General features: G+C 35.6%; 17 protein-coding genes, 1 pseudogene and 1 other annotated feature. Of the genes and pseudogenes, 1 reads left to right on the top strand and 17 read right to left on the bottom strand.

The genetic code is table 11. The annotated features are described in order from the left end of the window. Nucleotides 1-255: 255 nt before the first annotated feature. A pseudogene (locus AB3U99_RS11125) lies at nucleotides 256-1,126 on the top strand (DMT family transporter). A gap of 312 nt (nucleotides 1,127-1,438) precedes the next feature. Here the strand turns inward: AB3U99_RS11125 and AB3U99_RS11120 are convergent. From AB3U99_RS11120 to AB3U99_RS11040, 17 genes are all read right to left on the bottom strand, one after another. Continuing rightward, on the bottom strand, nucleotides 1,439-1,804 hold the full coding sequence (locus AB3U99_RS11120; RefSeq protein WP_400247593.1) for a DUF2294 domain-containing protein: 366 nt from the start codon (nucleotides 1,802-1,804) through the stop codon (nucleotides 1,439-1,441). Nucleotides 1,805-1,987: 183 nt separating this feature from the next. Further along, the gene (locus tag AB3U99_RS11115; RefSeq protein WP_400247591.1) at nucleotides 1,988-2,485 is read right to left on the bottom strand and encodes a carbonic anhydrase; all 498 of its coding nucleotides are present in this window, start codon (nucleotides 2,483-2,485) and stop codon (nucleotides 1,988-1,990) included. Nucleotides 2,486-2,517: 32 nt separating this feature from the next. After that, nucleotides 2,518-5,148 (bottom strand): DUF2309 domain-containing protein, encoded by a 2,631-nt coding sequence (locus tag AB3U99_RS11110; RefSeq protein ID WP_400247588.1) that lies wholly within the window; start codon nucleotides 5,146-5,148, stop codon nucleotides 2,518-2,520. Nucleotides 5,149-5,162: 14 nt separating this feature from the next. Then, complete coding sequence (locus AB3U99_RS11105; RefSeq protein ID WP_400247586.1) at nucleotides 5,163-6,680, bottom strand: NADH dehydrogenase subunit 5; 1,518 nt, start codon at nucleotides 6,678-6,680, stop codon at nucleotides 5,163-5,165. 632 nt (nucleotides 6,681-7,312) lie between these two features. Then, nucleotides 7,313-7,909, bottom strand: coding sequence for a class I SAM-dependent methyltransferase (locus AB3U99_RS11100; protein ID WP_400247584.1), 597 nt, complete (start codon nucleotides 7,907-7,909; stop codon nucleotides 7,313-7,315). Between the two features lie 106 nt (nucleotides 7,910-8,015). Next, nucleotides 8,016-8,768, bottom strand: a complete 753-nt coding sequence (locus tag AB3U99_RS11095; protein WP_400247581.1) for an isoprenyl transferase — start codon at nucleotides 8,766-8,768, stop codon at nucleotides 8,016-8,018. An 88-nt stretch (nucleotides 8,769-8,856) separates the two neighbouring features. Then, nucleotides 8,857-9,075: a helix-turn-helix domain-containing protein gene (locus tag AB3U99_RS11090; RefSeq protein ID WP_400247580.1), complete on the bottom strand. Its 219-nt coding sequence runs from the start codon at nucleotides 9,073-9,075 to the stop codon at nucleotides 8,857-8,859. Between the two features lie 10 nt (nucleotides 9,076-9,085). Next, nucleotides 9,086-9,562 carry a DUF2975 domain-containing protein gene (locus AB3U99_RS11085; RefSeq protein WP_341192956.1) on the bottom strand — a complete coding sequence of 159 codons (477 nt, stop codon included), beginning with the start codon at nucleotides 9,560-9,562 and terminating at the stop codon, nucleotides 9,086-9,088. Nucleotides 9,563-9,801: 239 nt separating this feature from the next. Continuing rightward, the gene (locus AB3U99_RS11080) at nucleotides 9,802-10,317 is read right to left on the bottom strand and encodes a GNAT family N-acetyltransferase (protein WP_400247577.1); all 516 of its coding nucleotides are present in this window, start codon (nucleotides 10,315-10,317) and stop codon (nucleotides 9,802-9,804) included. Nucleotides 10,318-10,541: 224 nt separating this feature from the next. Next, complete coding sequence (locus AB3U99_RS11075; RefSeq protein ID WP_400247575.1) at nucleotides 10,542-12,221, bottom strand: glutamine--tRNA ligase/YqeY domain fusion protein; 1,680 nt, start codon at nucleotides 12,219-12,221, stop codon at nucleotides 10,542-10,544. A gap of 71 nt (nucleotides 12,222-12,292) precedes the next feature. After that, nucleotides 12,293-12,548 (bottom strand) — a binding site (T-box leader). A gap of 133 nt (nucleotides 12,549-12,681) precedes the next feature. Then, a complete protein-coding gene (locus AB3U99_RS11070) occupies nucleotides 12,682-13,071 on the bottom strand; it encodes a VOC family protein (protein WP_400247572.1) in 390 nt (129 codons plus the stop codon). A gap of 192 nt (nucleotides 13,072-13,263) precedes the next feature. After that, complete coding sequence (locus AB3U99_RS11065) at nucleotides 13,264-13,584, bottom strand: HesB/IscA family protein (RefSeq protein ID WP_400247571.1); 321 nt, start codon at nucleotides 13,582-13,584, stop codon at nucleotides 13,264-13,266. Between the two features lie 160 nt (nucleotides 13,585-13,744). Further along, nucleotides 13,745-14,281, bottom strand: coding sequence for a DUF5412 family protein (locus AB3U99_RS11060; RefSeq protein WP_400247569.1), 537 nt, complete (start codon nucleotides 14,279-14,281; stop codon nucleotides 13,745-13,747). A 56-nt stretch (nucleotides 14,282-14,337) separates the two neighbouring features. Then, nucleotides 14,338-14,547, bottom strand: coding sequence for a hypothetical protein (locus AB3U99_RS11055; protein WP_400247568.1), 210 nt, complete (start codon nucleotides 14,545-14,547; stop codon nucleotides 14,338-14,340). Between the two features lie 823 nt (nucleotides 14,548-15,370). Further along, nucleotides 15,371-15,850 carry a hypothetical protein gene (locus tag AB3U99_RS11050; protein ID WP_400247566.1) on the bottom strand — a complete coding sequence of 160 codons (480 nt, stop codon included), beginning with the start codon at nucleotides 15,848-15,850 and terminating at the stop codon, nucleotides 15,371-15,373. A 393-nt stretch (nucleotides 15,851-16,243) separates the two neighbouring features. Further along, nucleotides 16,244-17,134, bottom strand: coding sequence for a DUF4367 domain-containing protein (locus AB3U99_RS11045; protein WP_400247564.1), 891 nt, complete (start codon nucleotides 17,132-17,134; stop codon nucleotides 16,244-16,246). Next, a complete protein-coding gene (locus AB3U99_RS11040; protein ID WP_400247562.1) occupies nucleotides 17,094-17,624 on the bottom strand; it encodes an RNA polymerase sigma factor in 531 nt (176 codons plus the stop codon). The genes AB3U99_RS11045 and AB3U99_RS11040 overlap by 41 nt, the downstream gene beginning before the upstream one ends. Nucleotides 17,625-17,703: the final 79 nt, after the last annotated feature.

Below are 17,703 nucleotides of genomic sequence, written 5' to 3'. Positions count from 1 at the left end.
CTTTAAATATCGTCGTTCGTTCTAAATTATGAATAATTTAACACAGTTTCTAATATCTTGAAATTTAAAAACAAAGAATGTTCAGAATCTGCTATAATGAAAGAAATATTTTTCCAACAAAGAGGTGAATTGAATGTATTGGACTCCGTTATTTGAAAATGATGTACCAGTAGCATCTTTCTGCTCTTAATGAGAAAGGTGACTGCATCTCTCCGTTAGGGGCTTTTAGACCTACTAAAAAAACGGAGGATAAAAATGAAAAAAAGTATATTAGGATCTATTTATTTAACCTTAGCTTCCAGTATTTGGGGTGGTATGTACGTTGTTGTGAAAGTGGTTGTTGCGGTCATTCCTCCACTTGAACTTGTATGGATTCGTTATCTAATCGCAATTGTCGCTTTAGTTATCATAGGGTTTGTAACTCGGCAAAAATGGCGAATGGAAAAACGTTATTTCCTTATTATCATAGGAATTGGCATTATTGGAAATGCCATTTCTATTGTGGCGCAAGAAACAGGTACCATGTTGTCCACAGCTCAAATGGGTGCGATTATCACTTCATCCACCCCTGCATTTATGGTTATTTTTGCACGATTGCTGCTTAAAGAACGTTTGACAATGAAAAAGGGTCTTTCCGTTTCTCTCGCTACAATTGGCGTTTTTCTTATTGTCGGAATCGGTAATCTTGATTTAACAAGCAAATTAGGTGGGATAGCACTTTTAACCGCCGCATTAACGTGGGCGTTTATGTCTGTACTTGTAAAGCTTTTGCCAAGTGACTATTCACAAATTGTTGTCACTACTTATTCTATCGCGGTCGCTTTAATCGTGTTGACACCTTTTGTTATGCCAAGGCTACAAGGAATCAATATTTCTGAATGGGGACACCCTTCTATTTTTGGAGGTCTATTATATTTAGGAATTGTTTCAACAGCCGGAGGATTTCTCCTTTGGAATCGTGGGCTACAAATGCTTAACGCCTCATGGAGGAATCTTTTTCTTCTTCCAGCCTGTGGTCGGAGCAGTACTTGGATGGATTATTCTTGGAGAAAATATCGGATTAACCTTTTGGATTGGCTCCATCCTAATTCTTGTTGGTGTTTTATTTATTATATCGGAGAAATGAACAAGTTCCCCATTACCCCAAAAAATAAGGTCGGGACAAACTATATTAATAAGAAAAACGGAGCAGCCTGAATACACGTAGACTCCTATGGGAGCTGCGAGAAAGGTGAGACCCCGGAGGCGAAAGCTGAGGAGGCTCACCGCTCGCCCCATGGAAAGCGAAGTGTATTCAGGCTGCGGCTAATACCACCACTTTACTGAAACAGCCTATTATCTATGGCTGGAATACTTATGTCTCAACCTTGTTCTCTTCATCTAAATCTTTTATCTGTCTAAAAAATACAATAATCCTCTATATGCCTTGCCTGACCCATTACATAAAATGATTTTCCACATTATTAAATAATTTAAATACCATCACCCGTTCACCTGTACGAGAACTTAAATCGGTATGAAAACTTTTTACTTCTTCACCAGTAATGGTTAAAATACATTGTTTTAGTTCTTCTACTCCTGATTCCACTAATTCGGAACGAGTTTTCTTAATGGTTAATAGTCCTTCTTTTGTTTCACACACCGTATATTCAGCTGGAGTTAAAATACCTTGTAAACTCACTATTATCATATCCCGTAATATATCTGTTTTGACAGATAAAGATCCACGACCAAGAAAGTCCTTTTCCCATTGAGTAATTGCCTTACTTATCTCGGCTTCACAAGAGCCTTTTGATATTTTCATTTATTATGCATCCCCTATTGAACAATAAATACTAGTTTTCTATCTGTTTTTCCTTTTAAGATGATACACCTCTTATAGAAGCAAATCATCGAAAAGCACTTCATTTAAAAAATCTCTGTAATATATATGAATATATACCAATCCAATTGGTGACTCAATAACAAATAACGTGATTTATCATTTTTAAGCAGTTTTATTTGCAGCAATCTCCACAATGGAAGACTTTCCATGCTGATTATTAATCATTAAACCTCGGACTTTAACATTTGCAGGCACTAATGGATGGTGACAAATCATATTAACACAATTTTTGATATTGTCACCAGTATTTTGTTTACCATTTAGCCATTCATTAATTGTTTCACCGGAAAATTCAGGCATGCTATTTTGAAAAAGATAATCCAATGTTTGGATTTTGGCAATAGATTGATTTTCTATAGAAATAGCACTATTTCCTTCGTCTCTTGTTCCTACAACAAAAATCTCTTCTACTTCTTCCTGATAAATAGCAAGAATAATCGATCTCATAATATCCCCAAAAGGATTGGAAATAACAGGTCCAAAGCATTGGATAGTCAGCATATTTTCTGGTTGAATATTCGTTTCTTCTTTTAAAATAGACTCCAAGCCTTCTCTAACATCCATCAGAAATAACACTTTTTTCGTCTTTTCTAAATTCATATCGTACACTCCTTTGTTATAAAAACCAACTGCTACCAGTTTTCCCAATGACCTTCTGGACTGACACTCGCTAGTCGGAGCCAACCATTTTTTACTTTTTGTTGAAATGCCGCATTATTTTTTAATAATCTCTCCACATATTCTTTAGGTGCCTGAATGACAATCAGCAGACGAATTGGAGAATGATATGCTTCATTGTCTGATTGCATAACAGATTGCCAAGGAAGGCCAGTTAATAAGTCACTTGCATTTCCTTGCATAACACCAATACCTGCTGTAACAGTTTGGGTTGCCTTATTACCACTACCATAATAATGTGGAGCTACCGTTGATGCGTAATATTCTAGATTTATCCATTGAGCAACGGTTCCTGGACCGGAAATAATCGTATCTAAAAGTTCCCCATTGCCATCCTTCTGCCAATTATAATTATGAAGAAAGACTCTGCCTTCTAAGTCGGAACCTTCCGTTAACGCACGTTGCCCGATAATAAAAGCCGCATTGCCAGCTAACCCCCATTCCGGACGGATCACGCTCCAATCTTCTGCTAGTTGATAGGCCGCAGACTTTGGCTTTTTATGTTTCGATTGGAAATGAGGTAATTTCGTAAGACGTTCTGCATTCGCCTGATGGCTTACTCTTGGCAAAATGACTTCGATACGCTCAAAGGCAACTTGTGCTGATTTGGAAAGCTCTGGTACATAAATCCACTCTAATTCATCCACCGTTGTATTGTGCTCAGCCGCTACAAAGACAGTTTCAGCAGGAATAGCAATTCCTTCGAAAGAAAGTTCTTTCCTTACTTCAGGAAGGTTACATAAAGTCGCTAAAACCCTAGCATTGAATCCACCTGATGCCCCGCCACAGGCACCACAGTCAAGTGAAGACGCATAAGGGTTATTAATACTTTGACTTCCATGTCCACATATCACAACTAATGGGCTGAAATTGTCTGTTATTCCCATCATTTTTAGAGCTTGTCGGGCATAGTTCACTTTATCGCTCTCCGAAAATCCTATCGGTATTCCTTCCTCTGTTTGATGAACATGATGAAGCACCAAGTTTGTCTTCGGTTTACGCAACCAATTTTTACGAAGATTATTTATCAAACGATCTGCACTTTTTGGCACAAAACTGCGTGCTACCATTTGAAGACTAAGCCAGGGACCACTTAATTCCGGTAAAAGTAGGTTTGCAAGTAAGTTCTGTTTCATTGTTTTAAAAGTATAACTTAAGGAATGAACTGCCTGCTTACGTTGTTGAAAAGAAATTAATTCATTCTCCTCTGTACTCTCCATAATTTTATGCAAAGGCTTATTCATAATTGGCAAGGATGGATGACTGTGCGCGCTCCCCAATTCATTCGTTGCAATTGGTATTCCAAAAAAACCAGCCATGCCAATCGTTTCAAATGGTCCTTCTTTTTCCAATTGACGACGAAATGGTTCTGAGCGTACGTCAATACAAAATACAAATTGCGCTAATGTTGTTTCCTTCTCGCTGTTACTAGATTGATTGGAGATAATCTTTTGCCTTAACTGCTCAGCATGGGTTTGTTCCCAAGATTCCAGCCACAGTTTTCTGCAAAGCTTCCCATCAAATTTTGCCGCAAATAACAAATATTCCTGCTGTTTAGCACCTGACATATGTGTCCATTCCTCTAGCGAAAGGCTTCCCCAATGAATCCAAGCTGCTAAGAGAGAAGGAATGGACTCCCTTTTCTCCAATTGATTATTCCTAAAAGGTAAATAGGGATGTATTAGAGCCCATTCTAAGGAGATTCGTACTGCTAAATATTCAGTTAGCAGATTATTCTCCTCATTCGACTGTTTAGAACGCCAAAGCATCATTCCTGCCCAACCTGGTAAGGACAGCAAATGCGCTTCCAGATATGTTTGGATTTCTGCGTCAGAAATATTCAGTGCTTTTAATGCATTTTCCAAAGCACTATCAGCCTCTTCTGCCCAACTTTTTAAGCTTTCACGCTGTGATTTAGATAGTGCTGGATCATAGCAAACAAGACGATGCCAAGAACGATAGAAACCATCCTCGCGATGAGGCATTTCCCAACCTGCCTGAGAGTCATCGAGATATAATTTACACCACTTGATTATATGGTAATCGAGAATATTGATTAACTTTTCCCCATCTTGATTCTCTATTTGGGAACTGATTGGTTGCATGGAAGAATGATTGATAGAATCGGCATTCTGTTTCCTAAGTTCCTCCACTTTTTTCTTGAGTTCTATCGATGATAATAGATTAGATGGGATTGGTTCCAACTTCAGTGCTGCATGGCAAAAGCGCTCTGCGACATCTCGAGGGATATTAAACGTCTGTAAATTTGAATCAAGCCATCGCTGCAGTCCTTGCTTCACAAATGTTTCATTAATCTCCCCCTTATTTTTTGCTGAAAGAATCATAGAAGCACTTGGATAAATATCCACATCACGAGTATTCTTTAACCGATCCGCCACTTGATCAAAAGTTTGCTTTTCAAGCCCCATCCAAGGATGACGTGCTGCAAAGGTAGAAATCGGCCAAAGTGGTGCAATTACTTTACTAGCAGATTCAACAAAAATACTAATATCTCTTTTAGTATTTTCTTTCTTTATATCTTTCTTATTAGATCTTTCTTTTGTTAATACAGATGTAACACTCATCACTAATTACCTCCTTATGGTAATTGTTGTTTTAAATAGCTCGGATGGCTCTCTACAGATTTGGGCTTTGCTTCCCCTAATCTCACTAACCAAAGATAAAGTACCGTAAAGAAAATAGACGAACGATTACGTGCTGTAAATGCTCCTATTGCACTGCCAACTAATAAAAGAAAAGCAATAATGATGACTGCAGCAATTGGAGGTTGATTCCCTTGGGAAACAGTAGACTGCAGGAAATCATAGAAAAAATGATGAATAGCGAAATAAATAGCAGCCGTACCTCCTACCATTAATAACCCTGTAATTCGACCAATGCTCCCCTCTCCAAAAGCTACTAGCTGTCTCCAAGAAATAGACAAGGACCACCCTAAGATTAACGCACTAATAAATTGATATCCCTCTCCTGGTGACTGGAGCCAAAAGACCCATCCAACAGCGAAGCCTAAAATCCACCCCGTTATTGTCCAAAAAAAGGATGTCTGTTTATTACTTTGATTAGATATTTCGAAACGACGCACCGCTGAACCTGATTGTAAAAAGAGCGTTGCTTTAAACAAACCATGCAGAATAAGATGAATAATGGCAGCAATATAAGCACCTAACGCACATTGGATGAGCATAAAGCCCATTTGTCCAATCGTGGATCCTACTAACTGACGCTTATAGTCCACTTGTACTAAACTAATTCCAGAACCAATCAAGACAGATATCCCTGCTATAACAAGCAAGATAATAGAAGCCATATCTCCATTAAAGAGTGGAGAAAAACGAGCTAGCATAATCCCACCTGCATTCACAATCCCTGCATGCATTATCGCAGAAACAGGAGTAGGCGCAACAACAGACTCTACTAACCATCTTTGAAAAGGCCATTGAGCTGCTGGAATAATGACCGCTAGGACAATCAATAAGTTTATCCCTGTTCTCTCCCCAGTTGAAAGCAGTGCTATATTTTCACTGGATAATACAGACGATAATTTCCAATAACCAGTGCCTTGAAATAGCCAAAGGACCGCCAATAATAAGGCCAACCAGCCAAATATAAAGTTGCGACTAGAAATCTTAGATGCTTCATTCGCTACTTTCCATCCACTGTTTAATCTTATAAGCAAGGTTAATCCAGCAAGAGTTGCCCCCCAGAATAGAACCATCAAGCGCAGATCAGCACTTAACCAGGCAATAGATGCAGAAGCTGTTGTGAACGTAAAGAGTGGAAAATATTTTCGATAAGAATGATCCCCCATTAAGTAACGTATAGAGAAACGTTGCACAATTAATCCAATGGCAAGAACAAAAAAGGTCATTAACCAAGCCAAGGAATCCAACTGCAAAGGACCAATATTTTCTCTTCCATTCGTTTTTACAAGTGCTACTAAAGAAACCAAAGGCGGAAAAGACACAATCCAACTATGTATTTTCACATAGCTCAATGGCATTCTTGGATGCAGAAGTAATAATCCACTTAGCATAGAAACAATAATCATCATAAAAAACAATACTAGTAATAATGGCAAACTCAGCGAAACAAACATGTTGAAATTCTCCTTTAACTAACTTACTTAGAAAACCCCTTTAATCTCAAAAATTCCATACATTCTTATTAATAAAGTGAAACTTCCATCAGTACGGCTTTTTCCCACTGATGGTTAGTTGAATCATTCGGACATTTATAAACTGCAAGAGTATAACAAACATTTTTTTCCAATAAAAAAGCCGACAATCTTTATGCTTCACCATGATTTTAATCATAGGAAACAAAAAATTGTCGGCTTCTCTTCAACTAATTGCAGCGCATTTTTTGAAGAGCTACCCTTTATAGGTTTTATATGTAAATTAACTTTCATAAAAAAATATTCCATTATTAATTGGCTACTTATTTATAAAATCACTTTTCCTTTTTCTATTAAGTTACTTTTTCATTCAGTCAATGTAAGCATTAAAAGAATGCTAAAGTCTTAATCTTGAAACAAAGAAAATTAACTTATAACTAAGTATTAAGCTAAATATAAGATATTCCAAATTTTTATATTTGTCAACAAGAAAGCCCTTCTACAATGGAAAATTAAATAAGATCATTGCATAAATTATTCTTCCCATTTTGCAACAATTGAGTTCGTGACAAATCAGTTCGATTATCACGAACCGGAACAGGAATAGTGCTAAATCACTTTATACTGCAGGAAATAAACATCGAAGCATCCTGATTCATAAATATACGATTACCATGATAAAATGTCTTCATTTTTGATGACTTAAAACCAGCTTCGGATAATATTTCTTTCAATTCTTCATGTGAAAAACCGTTATGAACCTTCGGATGACTGATGTTCTCGTTCTTGTCAAAATCAACAATAATTAGCTTTCCGCTATCGTTTAAGATATGGAACAATTCCTGCAAGATTTTTTTCGTATCCGGTATATGAAGAAGAACTAGTGACATGAAAATAATGTCCGATTTAAGTTCAGTAGTTTTTTTCGTAAAATCGGAATAAAGTACGCTTGCGTTCGTAATACCTTTTTGCACTATTTTCCCTTTCGCAACCTCTAGCATTTGTTCCGACGAATCTACCAACAAAATGGAATCTACCAAATCAGTTAATTCTAAACTAACGAGCCCAGTACCACTCCCATAGTCTATTAAAGATTGGGATTTACTGTTTTCTAGTTCTGCTCTAACTTCCTTCACGATCACTTTCGCCAATTCTATTCTATCTTCTGTATCATATCTTTTTGCCAGCTCTTCAAAAACATTCGCTTCCATCCTACGCTCCCCCTACTTTAAATATTGATTTATTATAGCAATAATCAACTGTTAAAGTACAATTTGGAGTTGGTCTGCTTTTTTTACAACATATATTATTAAACTCTTATAGTCCACCATACCGTCTTTTCCGATTCCCGTATTCTTCCAACGCTTGCAGAAAGTCCTTCTCAGAGAAATCTGGCCACAGTACATCTGTAAACCAGAACTCCGTGTACGCAAGCTGCCAAAGCAGAAAATTACTCAGACGTATTTCTCCTCCTGTTCGAATAAGCAGGTCCGGTTCTTTCATATCAGCTGTATAAAGGTAGTTTGAAAACTTCTGTTCATCTAATTCGTCCAGTGAAAGTTTTCCATTGTTTATATCTGAAAACATCTCTTTCATCGCATCTAAAATCTCGTGTCGACTTCCATAGTTAAGCGCAAAATTAATCAAAAGGCCGTCATTATTGCGAGTACGTTCCATTGCATACTCAATGGCTTCACGTGTATGAACTGGCAGCTTTTCGATATCTCCAACTACCTCAATGCGGACATTATTAGCTATCAAATCTGGTAGATAAATAGATAGAAACTCCTTAGGAAGCCTCAATATAAACTCTATCTCGTTTTTTGGACGTTTCCAGTTTTCTGTAGAAAACGTATATAGGGTGAGAATCTTCACCTTGCAATTCACTGCTGTTTTAACAATGTTTACGACAGTAGATACGCCTTCTTTATGACCAGCAATTCTTGGCATGCCCCTCTTCTTTGCCCAGCGTCCGTTTCCGTCCATTATTATAGCAATATGTTCCGGTATATTTTCATTCGGATAAAGGACAGATCCTTCTTCTTTCTTATGGAAAAAAGGTAGCTTCATTGATTGTCCCTCCTTTCGAAATGTTTTTTATATTTCTATGTCCTCCAATACGTTACGATACTTTTTGAGATATCCTTTGATATTCTGCTTATTCACTATCTTGATCCCTTCGATATTCTAAAATTTCTCCAGGTTGACATTCTAAAGCCTTGCAAATCCCCTCTAATGTTGAAAGGCGAATGGCCTTTGCTTTTCCATTTTTCAAAATAGATAGATTCGCCATCGTGATTCCAACCCTCTCTGAAAGTTCGGTCACGCTCATTTTCCTTTTCGCTAACATCACATCAATATTAATAATAATTCCCATTTCATTCACCTCAGACTGTTAAATCATTTTCTGATTTTATATCGATCGCTTGTTGTAAAAGTCTTTGAAGAACAGCTGCAAAGACCGCGATTACGATGGAAGCAAAAATCGGAATCATTCCAAATAAGATAAGACCTGGAGCATCATCTGACTGTGCTAAGAGAAAAATGAAAGGCATCATTAGTACATATAAGATACTGATGATGATTGCATCTTTCTTTATATGGCTTAATGCCTTTACAGACATTACCGAGAAAGCTTCATTCCTATCAATATACCCCAAAAGTCTGAAAGTCTGATAAAGCGCCATATAAAATGGAATTGCTGATAAATATATCCCTATTACAATCGGATATAGTATATGGGCATAATCTGGATTTGCTGGATTTTTAGCCAAATCATATATTCCCCATAATCCTAAAGCAAGAACGGGGGTTCCAATAAGAACGACAGCTATCTTTAAAAAAAATGTTGTTCCTTTTTTCATAAAAAAAGCACCTCTCCTAATTATTATCTTATTGAAAGATACCACATCATTTATCGTTTTACAATAAATTTTTATTTAATTTTATACTTTTTTTATTGATAAACAGGTTGGATGATTATTTCAAGCTTATAAATATTCATTTTTCTGCTAAAAAAGATTCTGTAAAAAAAGCAGTCCAATTCATTGTGAAGTGGACTGCAGAATAGTTTGCTACATTAATTTTTCTATTACATAAAATGTTAACCAATTTCAATCCAATAACGCTGAACAATCTCCTTCCCTTCTGCGGAAATCACCTCATTTTCTAACACTCCACCCACTTTTTGAATCGTTTTAGCAGAGGCGATATTTTCTTTATCACATGTTACTAAGACTTTATTTAGGCCCAGTTTTCTAGCTTCTAATAAACTCAGTCGCAGCTGCTCTGTCGCATATCCTTTCCTGCGCTCATCTGGATGAATGCTATAGCCAATATGTCCACTTTCCATCAACAATTCTGGCGTTAATCGATGGCGAATATTAATAAGCCCTATTAATTTCCCCTTGCTAATGCTTAAAAATTGAGTAGCCGGAACCCGATTTGGTGGTAGGTTATCGCCATTTTCCTGGCTGATTACTTTATTGAGCCATTCATGAAAGTCCGTATAATTTTGCAAGGAGCTGCCACCATACGGCTGTTCTTTTCTATGTAAAAATGCTGACCTATATTCCATTAACTGTTCCCTATACTGCTCAGATGGTCTCAATAATTCCATTGAAATCCCCTTCTCTCTATCTATTTTTATGTATCATCTAAATTTCTAACTTTTACACCCATCTTCCCTTGTTCTTTCACGCTTTAATCTATGTTAACATAAATTACCTTTTGCCTCTGTTTATTTTACAATAATTCAGCCAACTTTAGATCCCTTCGCTTGAAGAAGTTAAAATAGCTATTTGTAAAAAATCGAGCACAAAATCTCTGCACTCGATTTCACCTTTAGCCTTTTTTCCCTTTCCAAGAATCCTTCAATGACACAATTCGATTACAAATTAATTTTTCTCCTGTTGAATATTTATCTACACAAAAATAGCCGTGTCGCAAAAATTGGAACCTCTCTTCGATTTTTGCGTCCTTCATCCAAGATTCAATTCTGCCATGTTTTAGTGTAACTTTAGAATTGGGATTCATTTTTTTCTCCCACGTTTTTTCTACATCTTTCACAATCGTTTCGTCTTCAAATAATTTTTCGAAAAGATTTACCTCCACTATTTCACTATTTATAGCGGAAACCCAATGAATCGTTCCTTTTACTTTCCGCTCAGAAAATCCTGTTCCACTTTTGGTCTTTGGATCATAAATACATCTAAGCTCGATAATTTCACCTGTAGCTTCATCTTTAATCACCTCATTACACTTGATGAAATACGCCCCTTTTAATCGTACCTCTGCATGTAAAGCTAATCGTTTAAACCCTTTTATTGGGACTTCCATAAAGTCCTCTTTTTCGATATAAATCTCTTTTGAAAATACAACTTCTCTATTTCCTAATGCCGGATTTTCCGGATTATTTTCCATTGATAAAAGCTCTGTCTTGTCCTCGGGATAATTGGTGATTGTCACCTTTAATGGGTTTAATACTGCCATCACTGTATTTACTTTTGATTTTAATTCTCTCCTTAGTGTACTTTCTAGCATCGCTATGTCTGCTGTACTTTGATTTCTTACAAAGCCAAGTTCATCAACGAAGGTACGTATACTTTCCGGGGTAAAGCCTCTTCTCCGAAGTCCACGGATTGTTGGTAATCTTGGATCATCCCATCCATCTACCAGCTTCCCTAATACTAATTCCCTTAAATAACGTTTACTCGTTACAACACCAGTTATATTCACTCGTCCAAATTCTCTTTGTTTTGGTGCTTCCTTTATTTCTAGCTCTGTCAATACCCACTCATATAAAGGTCTGTGGTCTTTGAATTCGATAGAGCATAAGGAATGGGTAACACCTTCAATTGCATCTTGAAGTGGATGAGCAAAATCATACATTGGGTAAATACACCACTCGTTTCCCGTTCTATAATGACTAGCATAAATAATCCTGTAAAGAATCGGGTCTCTTAAATTCATATTTGGTGAAGCCATATCGATTTTTGCTCGTAAAACATGCGATCCTGTTGGGAATTCGCCATTTTTCATTCTCCAAAATAGATCGAGATTCTCCTCCACTGTTCTGTTTCGATAAGGACTATTTTTACCAGGCTCTGTAAGTGTTCCGCGGTATTCCTTTATTTGCTCAGGAGACAATTCACAAACATATGCCTTGCCTTTCTTGATCAAATTCAATGCTGCATGAAATATTTCATTGGAATAGTCAGACCCGTAAAAAATCCGTTCTTCTGGAGAATAGCCTAGCCAATTAATATCTTCAATAATCGAATCCACATATTCCATATCTTCTTTTAAAGGATTAGTATCATCAAAGCGCAAGTTAAAATTCCCGTTGAATTTTTGCGCAATCGCATAGTTCATATGGATGGCATATGCACTGCCGATATGAAGATATCCATTTGGCTCTGGAGGAAATCTCGTGCAAATCGTTCGATTATATGCCCCATTTCGTAAGTCTTCAGCTACCGTTTTTTCCAAGCTATTATCTAACTCCACTTTCTCTTCCATCATTTTTATCCCTCCATTTTTATAGAAAAAAACTATTTTGCCAATAAAAAAATCCCACCCCCAAGACATTTAGTCTTGAGGACGAGATTTTATATCCGTGGTGCCACCCCAGTTTATTAATATGTTGCCATATTAAACTCTTCAGGTACGGTAGTTACCTACTTATACCCTAGCTCTATAACAGGAGCACCTGTCACACTATCCCTTCAACATAAGTTCCAATGTGAAAGCTCAGAGTCTTGGTTCAATAAGTAATTCTTACCCCTTTTCAGCAACTGGAGCTCTCTTTCAAAGAATTAGGTTATTTACTCTTCTCGTCATTGCCATTCCTATTTTTTCGATTTAAATTATTCATATGGTAACAAGGTCTTTCCTTTTTGTAAAGATAGTATTCACAATAATCTTATAAATACTCGTATATAGTTTCAAAACGTCCACTTACATTACGAGCTTTTCTTTCTTCTTATAAATCCTTCTGATCCACATTTAGTTCAATTAAATTACCATCTGGATCCGCACAGAATATTTGTGCAAACCCACTTACTCCATATGGTTTTTCGAGGATTTCCACTTTATGCTGTTTTAACCACTTAAGCGCATCATAGTAGTTCTCTATTCGAAGTGCAAAGTGTCCTTCTTTGCTATTTAGGGCTTTATTTTTTCGAATTGTTTGTGACTGTGGATACACAATTAAGTGAAGCTGCTGATTTTCTATCTGGTACCAGGCACCTGGAAAATCAAAATCAGGACGTGGTAATTCTTTTAAGCAAAGTATTTTTTCATAAAAATATTTGGCTTTTTCCAAATCTGTTACTGTAAGACTTACATGATGGAGGGATTTGTACTTAATCAAAACATTCACTTCCTTTTTGTTTTTTTCTTCAAAATTGATAAATCCGACATTATATAAAGACAATTTTCCAACTAAAGAGTTCGACAACTCCCTTGAACAATCCTTTAAATAAATGTCTATGCTATCTATATCAACAAGTTCCACCAATAGAAAAATCAGACCTTATCATGAGTGCCTGATTTTTTCTTTTTCTCATTTATTCACTTTTTGCTTTACTTCCAAATGGAAAGAATAAATTTCACTTGCGCCAATTAAGCGAAATCCTTTTCCCTGTACATAATCAAACTTTAAATCCTCATTAATATGCTTAATCGTTAATGGATCTAAATAAATCGTTAAGCTATTATCCTCAAAGACTGTATCGTCCTCATGGGGAAAATCAACCGCTAAATCGAAATTATAAACATAGCTGCACCCACCACTAAAGATTGTACTTAACCGATAAACTGCACCTTCAGGAACTTCATAGCTACGGAATTTTTCAACAGCAGCATCTGTGATTGTTACCTTCATCTTGCCATCTCCTACCTATTTTTACTTCCCTATATATACTATTCCAATATAAGAATGTAGATAATCTTACTTTCAGCTTAATGGATTTTGGAAATGGTTGCAAAATTTCTGCTTTCAGATGAAGATACAAGAATATTATATAAACATTTTGCTAATTGATTTAGTACCCGTATCTTTCTCCTTTTTTCAAATCTAACAGATGATTGTTAATCGAAACGGTATTTTCGTTTTCCCACTTAACCTCAACATTTTCGATATTGTCTTGATAGTAAATTCTTTTTTTAAACCATAGTGGACCATTTAATTCTCCTCTTACTCCAAATGACCCCGTTGCCCCTGCATCATATCGATAAAAATCAATGGTGTTCGTTCCATCAGGAGATTGTACGGTTTCCAGATGTTTATTTGCTCCAAATCCTGAGGCAAATATTACAAACAGTGTTGCAAGTAGAAATGCGATCGACAAAATGGAAGATAAAATGACCGTTACCCAACTTCTTGTTTTTGTATGCCTATTTCTTTTATCTTTAAAACCAATAATGCTGAAAATAATAGCAGCTAGACTAAAGATAAGTAAAATATAATTGGGAGGCGCAATCAACCAAGTGTTGTTAATATTTGAATACAAGGAGTATGCTCCCAAGGCTAAACAAACAAGTATTAAATAAAATGACCATACATTATAGCTCTTTTCCATAAGAATCCCCCTATTTAAGATTGTTCTTTCACACTCTCCATTTATCTGTTGAATTTCTACCCATAATTTCGATCTAAAAAAAGCAGAACATAACTACTTGCGCCAACAAAAATGGCTATTTTAATAGTGAAAAACATCCAAAACTCAAATGTTGTTAGTTTTCTTTGCCTTTTAGTCCTTTTTAAATGCCAATAGTAGAAAAAGGTACATAGTAGTAGTAATACTACTGATAATTGATTGATTGTTTCTAGTAGATTGATTATCATAAACACCTCAAATTAGTTGTTTCGATTTTACGGTTAGATAGGAAAGCTTTCATCATATATTTTGTAATAAAGGATGCCACTATTAACAGAACACCATTAATTACCCAAACAGTCAGCCCTGTATACTTGAACCAATAAGCTAGTTAGCTGAATATACTTATAAGAAAAAAGCAAATATGTGTTAAAGCACTTTTAATCCCTGTTATACCTGCTTTTTTTCTCTTCTTTATCACGATAATTACCGAAAAAACCAGTACGATTATTAATATTAGTGATAAAATAGGCTCGGCCATGAACATGCTCCTATCTTTCTATTTGTTATCTATTTATACGTTTTAGAACGCAATTAAGTTTCACTCCAAAGAGAAAACAAGCGGAATCAACAATCCGAATTTATTAGTTAATAGCTGACTTTTTAACAATAAAAGTAATGGCATTTGTTTTTAGCAATACTTTCTTTTCAAATTTCTATGTTATTTTAATGGAAAAGAAATGAAATAAATGGAGGATTGATTGTTAGCTTCTTTTAGAAATAGGCTCTGTTATTTTTCAATGTTGATTTCTGTAACGCAAGAACGAATAAGCGGAGAATTTCCGGCAAATGGATAAAGACGAAGCATAAATAGCAGATATAAACGAAAATATTCCGATTAACTATTGAAAATAAGACAAAATCTAAAGATTTGGCTACGTTAAACGGTAAAACTTCCTTTATTTTTACAGAAATGTGTGTATTTTCTAATTTAACCGGAATTATTTCGTTTATTTTTCAAACACAGTAAAATCAACAACCAGTTAGAACAAAGCCTAGAAATACATTAAGCTACTGACTTTTTATACAATTGTTTGTGTAATGCTCTTTAACAGACGGAAGTAGAGTAATATACTGAATGGCGATTCCTAGGAAGATATAGAACACGTGAATAAAAGCAACTCCTTGAATCATATACACTTCGACTATAATCCAAATAATTAAGGTAAAACCAATGTACAACGAACTATTCCATGACCAATGTAATTCTTTATACAGGCTGAGCTTTTCGGCAATTTTTAACGACTTTTCAGAGATAAGAAAAATGGCAGTAATCATTGGAAGAATTCCCAACGCAAAAAATAATATAAGACCTGGAATCAGAAAATCATCAAAGGGGCTAGTTTGCAAAATATCCGTTGACATTGACAGAATTGACCCGTCAGGATAAACAATCAATAAACCTCCACCAAAAAGAGCACCTATTCCTAGAAAAATGTGTAATAAGATTAACAAGTAACAAGCAATAGACTTCCGTTGATTGGCAATCATAGAATCATCTCCAGAAAGATTATGTTTTCCAGATTAATTATAGCGTGTAGCAAAAATTTCAGGTCGATGATTTATGACGGAACTGTGAATGTTTATTAAGAACTGCAAATGTATTAAATGAACATATTGCATAGTAGATAAAAAGATACCATGATTATCAAAATGGAAGCAATCCACAGTAAAAAAATCTTGAAAACAATTAGGAATTCGCAATTCGAAACAATTAGAAAGTAAATAGGCAAAAACACAAGAATGTGATTGACTTGCGTTTTTGCATTCGAATTTATTTAAAAATTTGGATTTGGCAGTTCCCAAGTGAACCCTATCCTATTCATCTAAAAGATTCACCTTTGAATCATTCATAAAAAATGGAGTCTTTTACACAATACCCCCTTAATTTCTAATCATTGACAGCAATACTTTTTCCATCTCTTCTTTAGACATTGCATCTGCAGTTAAGATGATTCTATATCCTTTGTTAGGTACAGTTATCCTCATCCCAACCCATGCCCATTCTTCACTTGGCGGAGCATAATCAAACTGAATGCCATGTAATGAATAGGGTTTTGCTTGATCAAAAAAGCCACCCTCTTCCCATTCTAAATCAACTGATTGATTTATTTTTAGCTGTATGGTTGAAAATTCAGATTTCCCGTCACTGTAATCTAACGAAACAACTGATTCTTCCCCTTCTTTTTGAATAGTTAAGCTTTCATCCACTTGTTCATATCCATCTGGAATATAAGACGGTTTTATAATAGGAAAACTTGCGAAACTTTGTGCTTCCTTTAGGGCAAATTCCTTTTCGTATGTGCTTTGTAATTCTTTGATTTCATGTAGTCTATTGGCTTCCTTGCTATCTGGCTGTCGATTTTCTTTATTTATCTTTTTCCACGTCTCAGCCTGTTCTATATACAATTGACTATACTTTTTGAACTCTTCGTTGGTTAAATTTTCTTTCGCTATTTGCATGTGGCGTTCAAAGAAATCTATTTCTCCTTGACTTTCTTCAGGATAAGTCTGCATTAAATTCTCTTTCGATCCAAATAGCTGACTAATCAAAGATTGTGCAGCATCTGCAATATGCGAACCACCAAAAGCTAGACTCACTCCAATTATCATAATCGAAGCTACAGATACAAGTACCCACTTAGGAAAGTTTCTTTGCTTTTCTTCTCTATGTAATTCCTGATCTATTTTTTTGAATGTTTCTTTTTTAAATTTTCCCATATTTACTTCATGCTTAAAGTACATCTTTGCTGATCTTAATTCTTTTTCCTCCATCTCCATCCTCCTTCATTCTATTACTTAATAATTGACGACCTCTGGCAAGTCTAGATTTTACTGTGCCAACTTTAAGATTTAAAACTTCCGCTATTTGCTGAATCGAAAGCTCTTCAAAATAGAAGAGTGTAATAGGCAAACTATAATGTTTCGGTAAATCATAGACAGCATTATGTATTTCTTCTTCCTGTACACTTCGGAGATAGGAGTCTTCGCTGCTTTCTTGTTTCTTTTCTGGTAAAAAATCAGATATAACTTCACGCCAAGATTTTCGAAATGAACTATTGCATTCATTTATTACAATTCTCGCTAGCCATGAGAATGGCTCTTCCTTATTCTTTAATTGATCCATGGAATAAAAAGCCTTAACAAATGCTTCTTGCACTTGATCTTCTGCTTTTAACCAATCTTTCGTGTATGTATATGCAAGCCTAACAAGACGCTGCGTATACTGATCTATCCACAATTCTAGAACTTCTTTCTTATTCAAAAATTCCCCTCCTTATTTATTTGGTTATGGTCTTTCGTTAGTAAGATGTATTTTCTTAAGGAAAGGTTCCAATTTTTTA

Origin of the sequence: Niallia tiangongensis, from assembly GCF_044704065.1 — a bacterium.
Lineage (GTDB): Bacteria > Bacillota > Bacilli > Bacillales > Cytobacillaceae > Niallia > Niallia tiangongensis.
Note: the sequence above shows the minus strand (reverse complement) of the source record. Positions and strands in the feature narration are given on the sequence as shown.

Excerpts from the sequence above, each read along its gene's own strand:
- AB3U99_RS11120 (WP_400247593.1), bottom strand. The coding sequence starts at position 1,804 with ATGAAAATATCAAAAGGCTCTTGTGAAGCCGAGATAAGTAAGGCAATT.
- AB3U99_RS11115 (WP_400247591.1), bottom strand. The coding sequence starts at position 2,485 with ATGAATTTAGAAAAGACGAAAAAAGTGTTATTTCTGATGGATGTTAGA.
- AB3U99_RS11110 (WP_400247588.1), bottom strand. The coding sequence starts at position 5,148 with ATGAGTGTTACATCTGTATTAACAAAAGAAAGATCTAATAAGAAAGAT.
- AB3U99_RS11105 (WP_400247586.1), bottom strand. The coding sequence starts at position 6,680 with ATGTTTGTTTCGCTGAGTTTGCCATTATTACTAGTATTGTTTTTTATG.
- AB3U99_RS11100 (WP_400247584.1), bottom strand. The coding sequence starts at position 7,909 with ATGGAAGCGAATGTTTTTGAAGAGCTGGCAAAAAGATATGATACAGAA.
- AB3U99_RS11095 (WP_400247581.1), bottom strand. The coding sequence starts at position 8,768 with ATGAAGCTACCTTTTTTCCATAAGAAAGAAGAAGGATCTGTCCTTTAT.
- AB3U99_RS11090 (WP_400247580.1), bottom strand. The coding sequence starts at position 9,075 with ATGGGAATTATTATTAATATTGATGTGATGTTAGCGAAAAGGAAAATG.
- AB3U99_RS11085 (WP_341192956.1), bottom strand. The coding sequence starts at position 9,562 with ATGAAAAAAGGAACAACATTTTTTTTAAAGATAGCTGTCGTTCTTATT.
- AB3U99_RS11080 (WP_400247577.1), bottom strand. The coding sequence starts at position 10,317 with ATGGAATTATTGAGACCATCTGAGCAGTATAGGGAACAGTTAATGGAA.
- AB3U99_RS11075 (WP_400247575.1), bottom strand. The coding sequence starts at position 12,221 with ATGATGGAAGAGAAAGTGGAGTTAGATAATAGCTTGGAAAAAACGGTA.
- AB3U99_RS11065 (WP_400247571.1), bottom strand. The coding sequence starts at position 13,584 with ATGAAGGTAACAATCACAGATGCTGCTGTTGAAAAATTCCGTAGCTAT.
- AB3U99_RS11060 (WP_400247569.1), bottom strand. The coding sequence starts at position 14,281 with ATGGAAAAGAGCTATAATGTATGGTCATTTTATTTAATACTTGTTTGT.
- AB3U99_RS11055 (WP_400247568.1), bottom strand. The coding sequence starts at position 14,547 with ATGATAATCAATCTACTAGAAACAATCAATCAATTATCAGTAGTATTA.
- AB3U99_RS11050 (WP_400247566.1), bottom strand. The coding sequence starts at position 15,850 with ATGATTGCCAATCAACGGAAGTCTATTGCTTGTTACTTGTTAATCTTA.
- AB3U99_RS11045 (WP_400247564.1), bottom strand. The coding sequence starts at position 17,134 with ATGGAGGAAAAAGAATTAAGATCAGCAAAGATGTACTTTAAGCATGAA.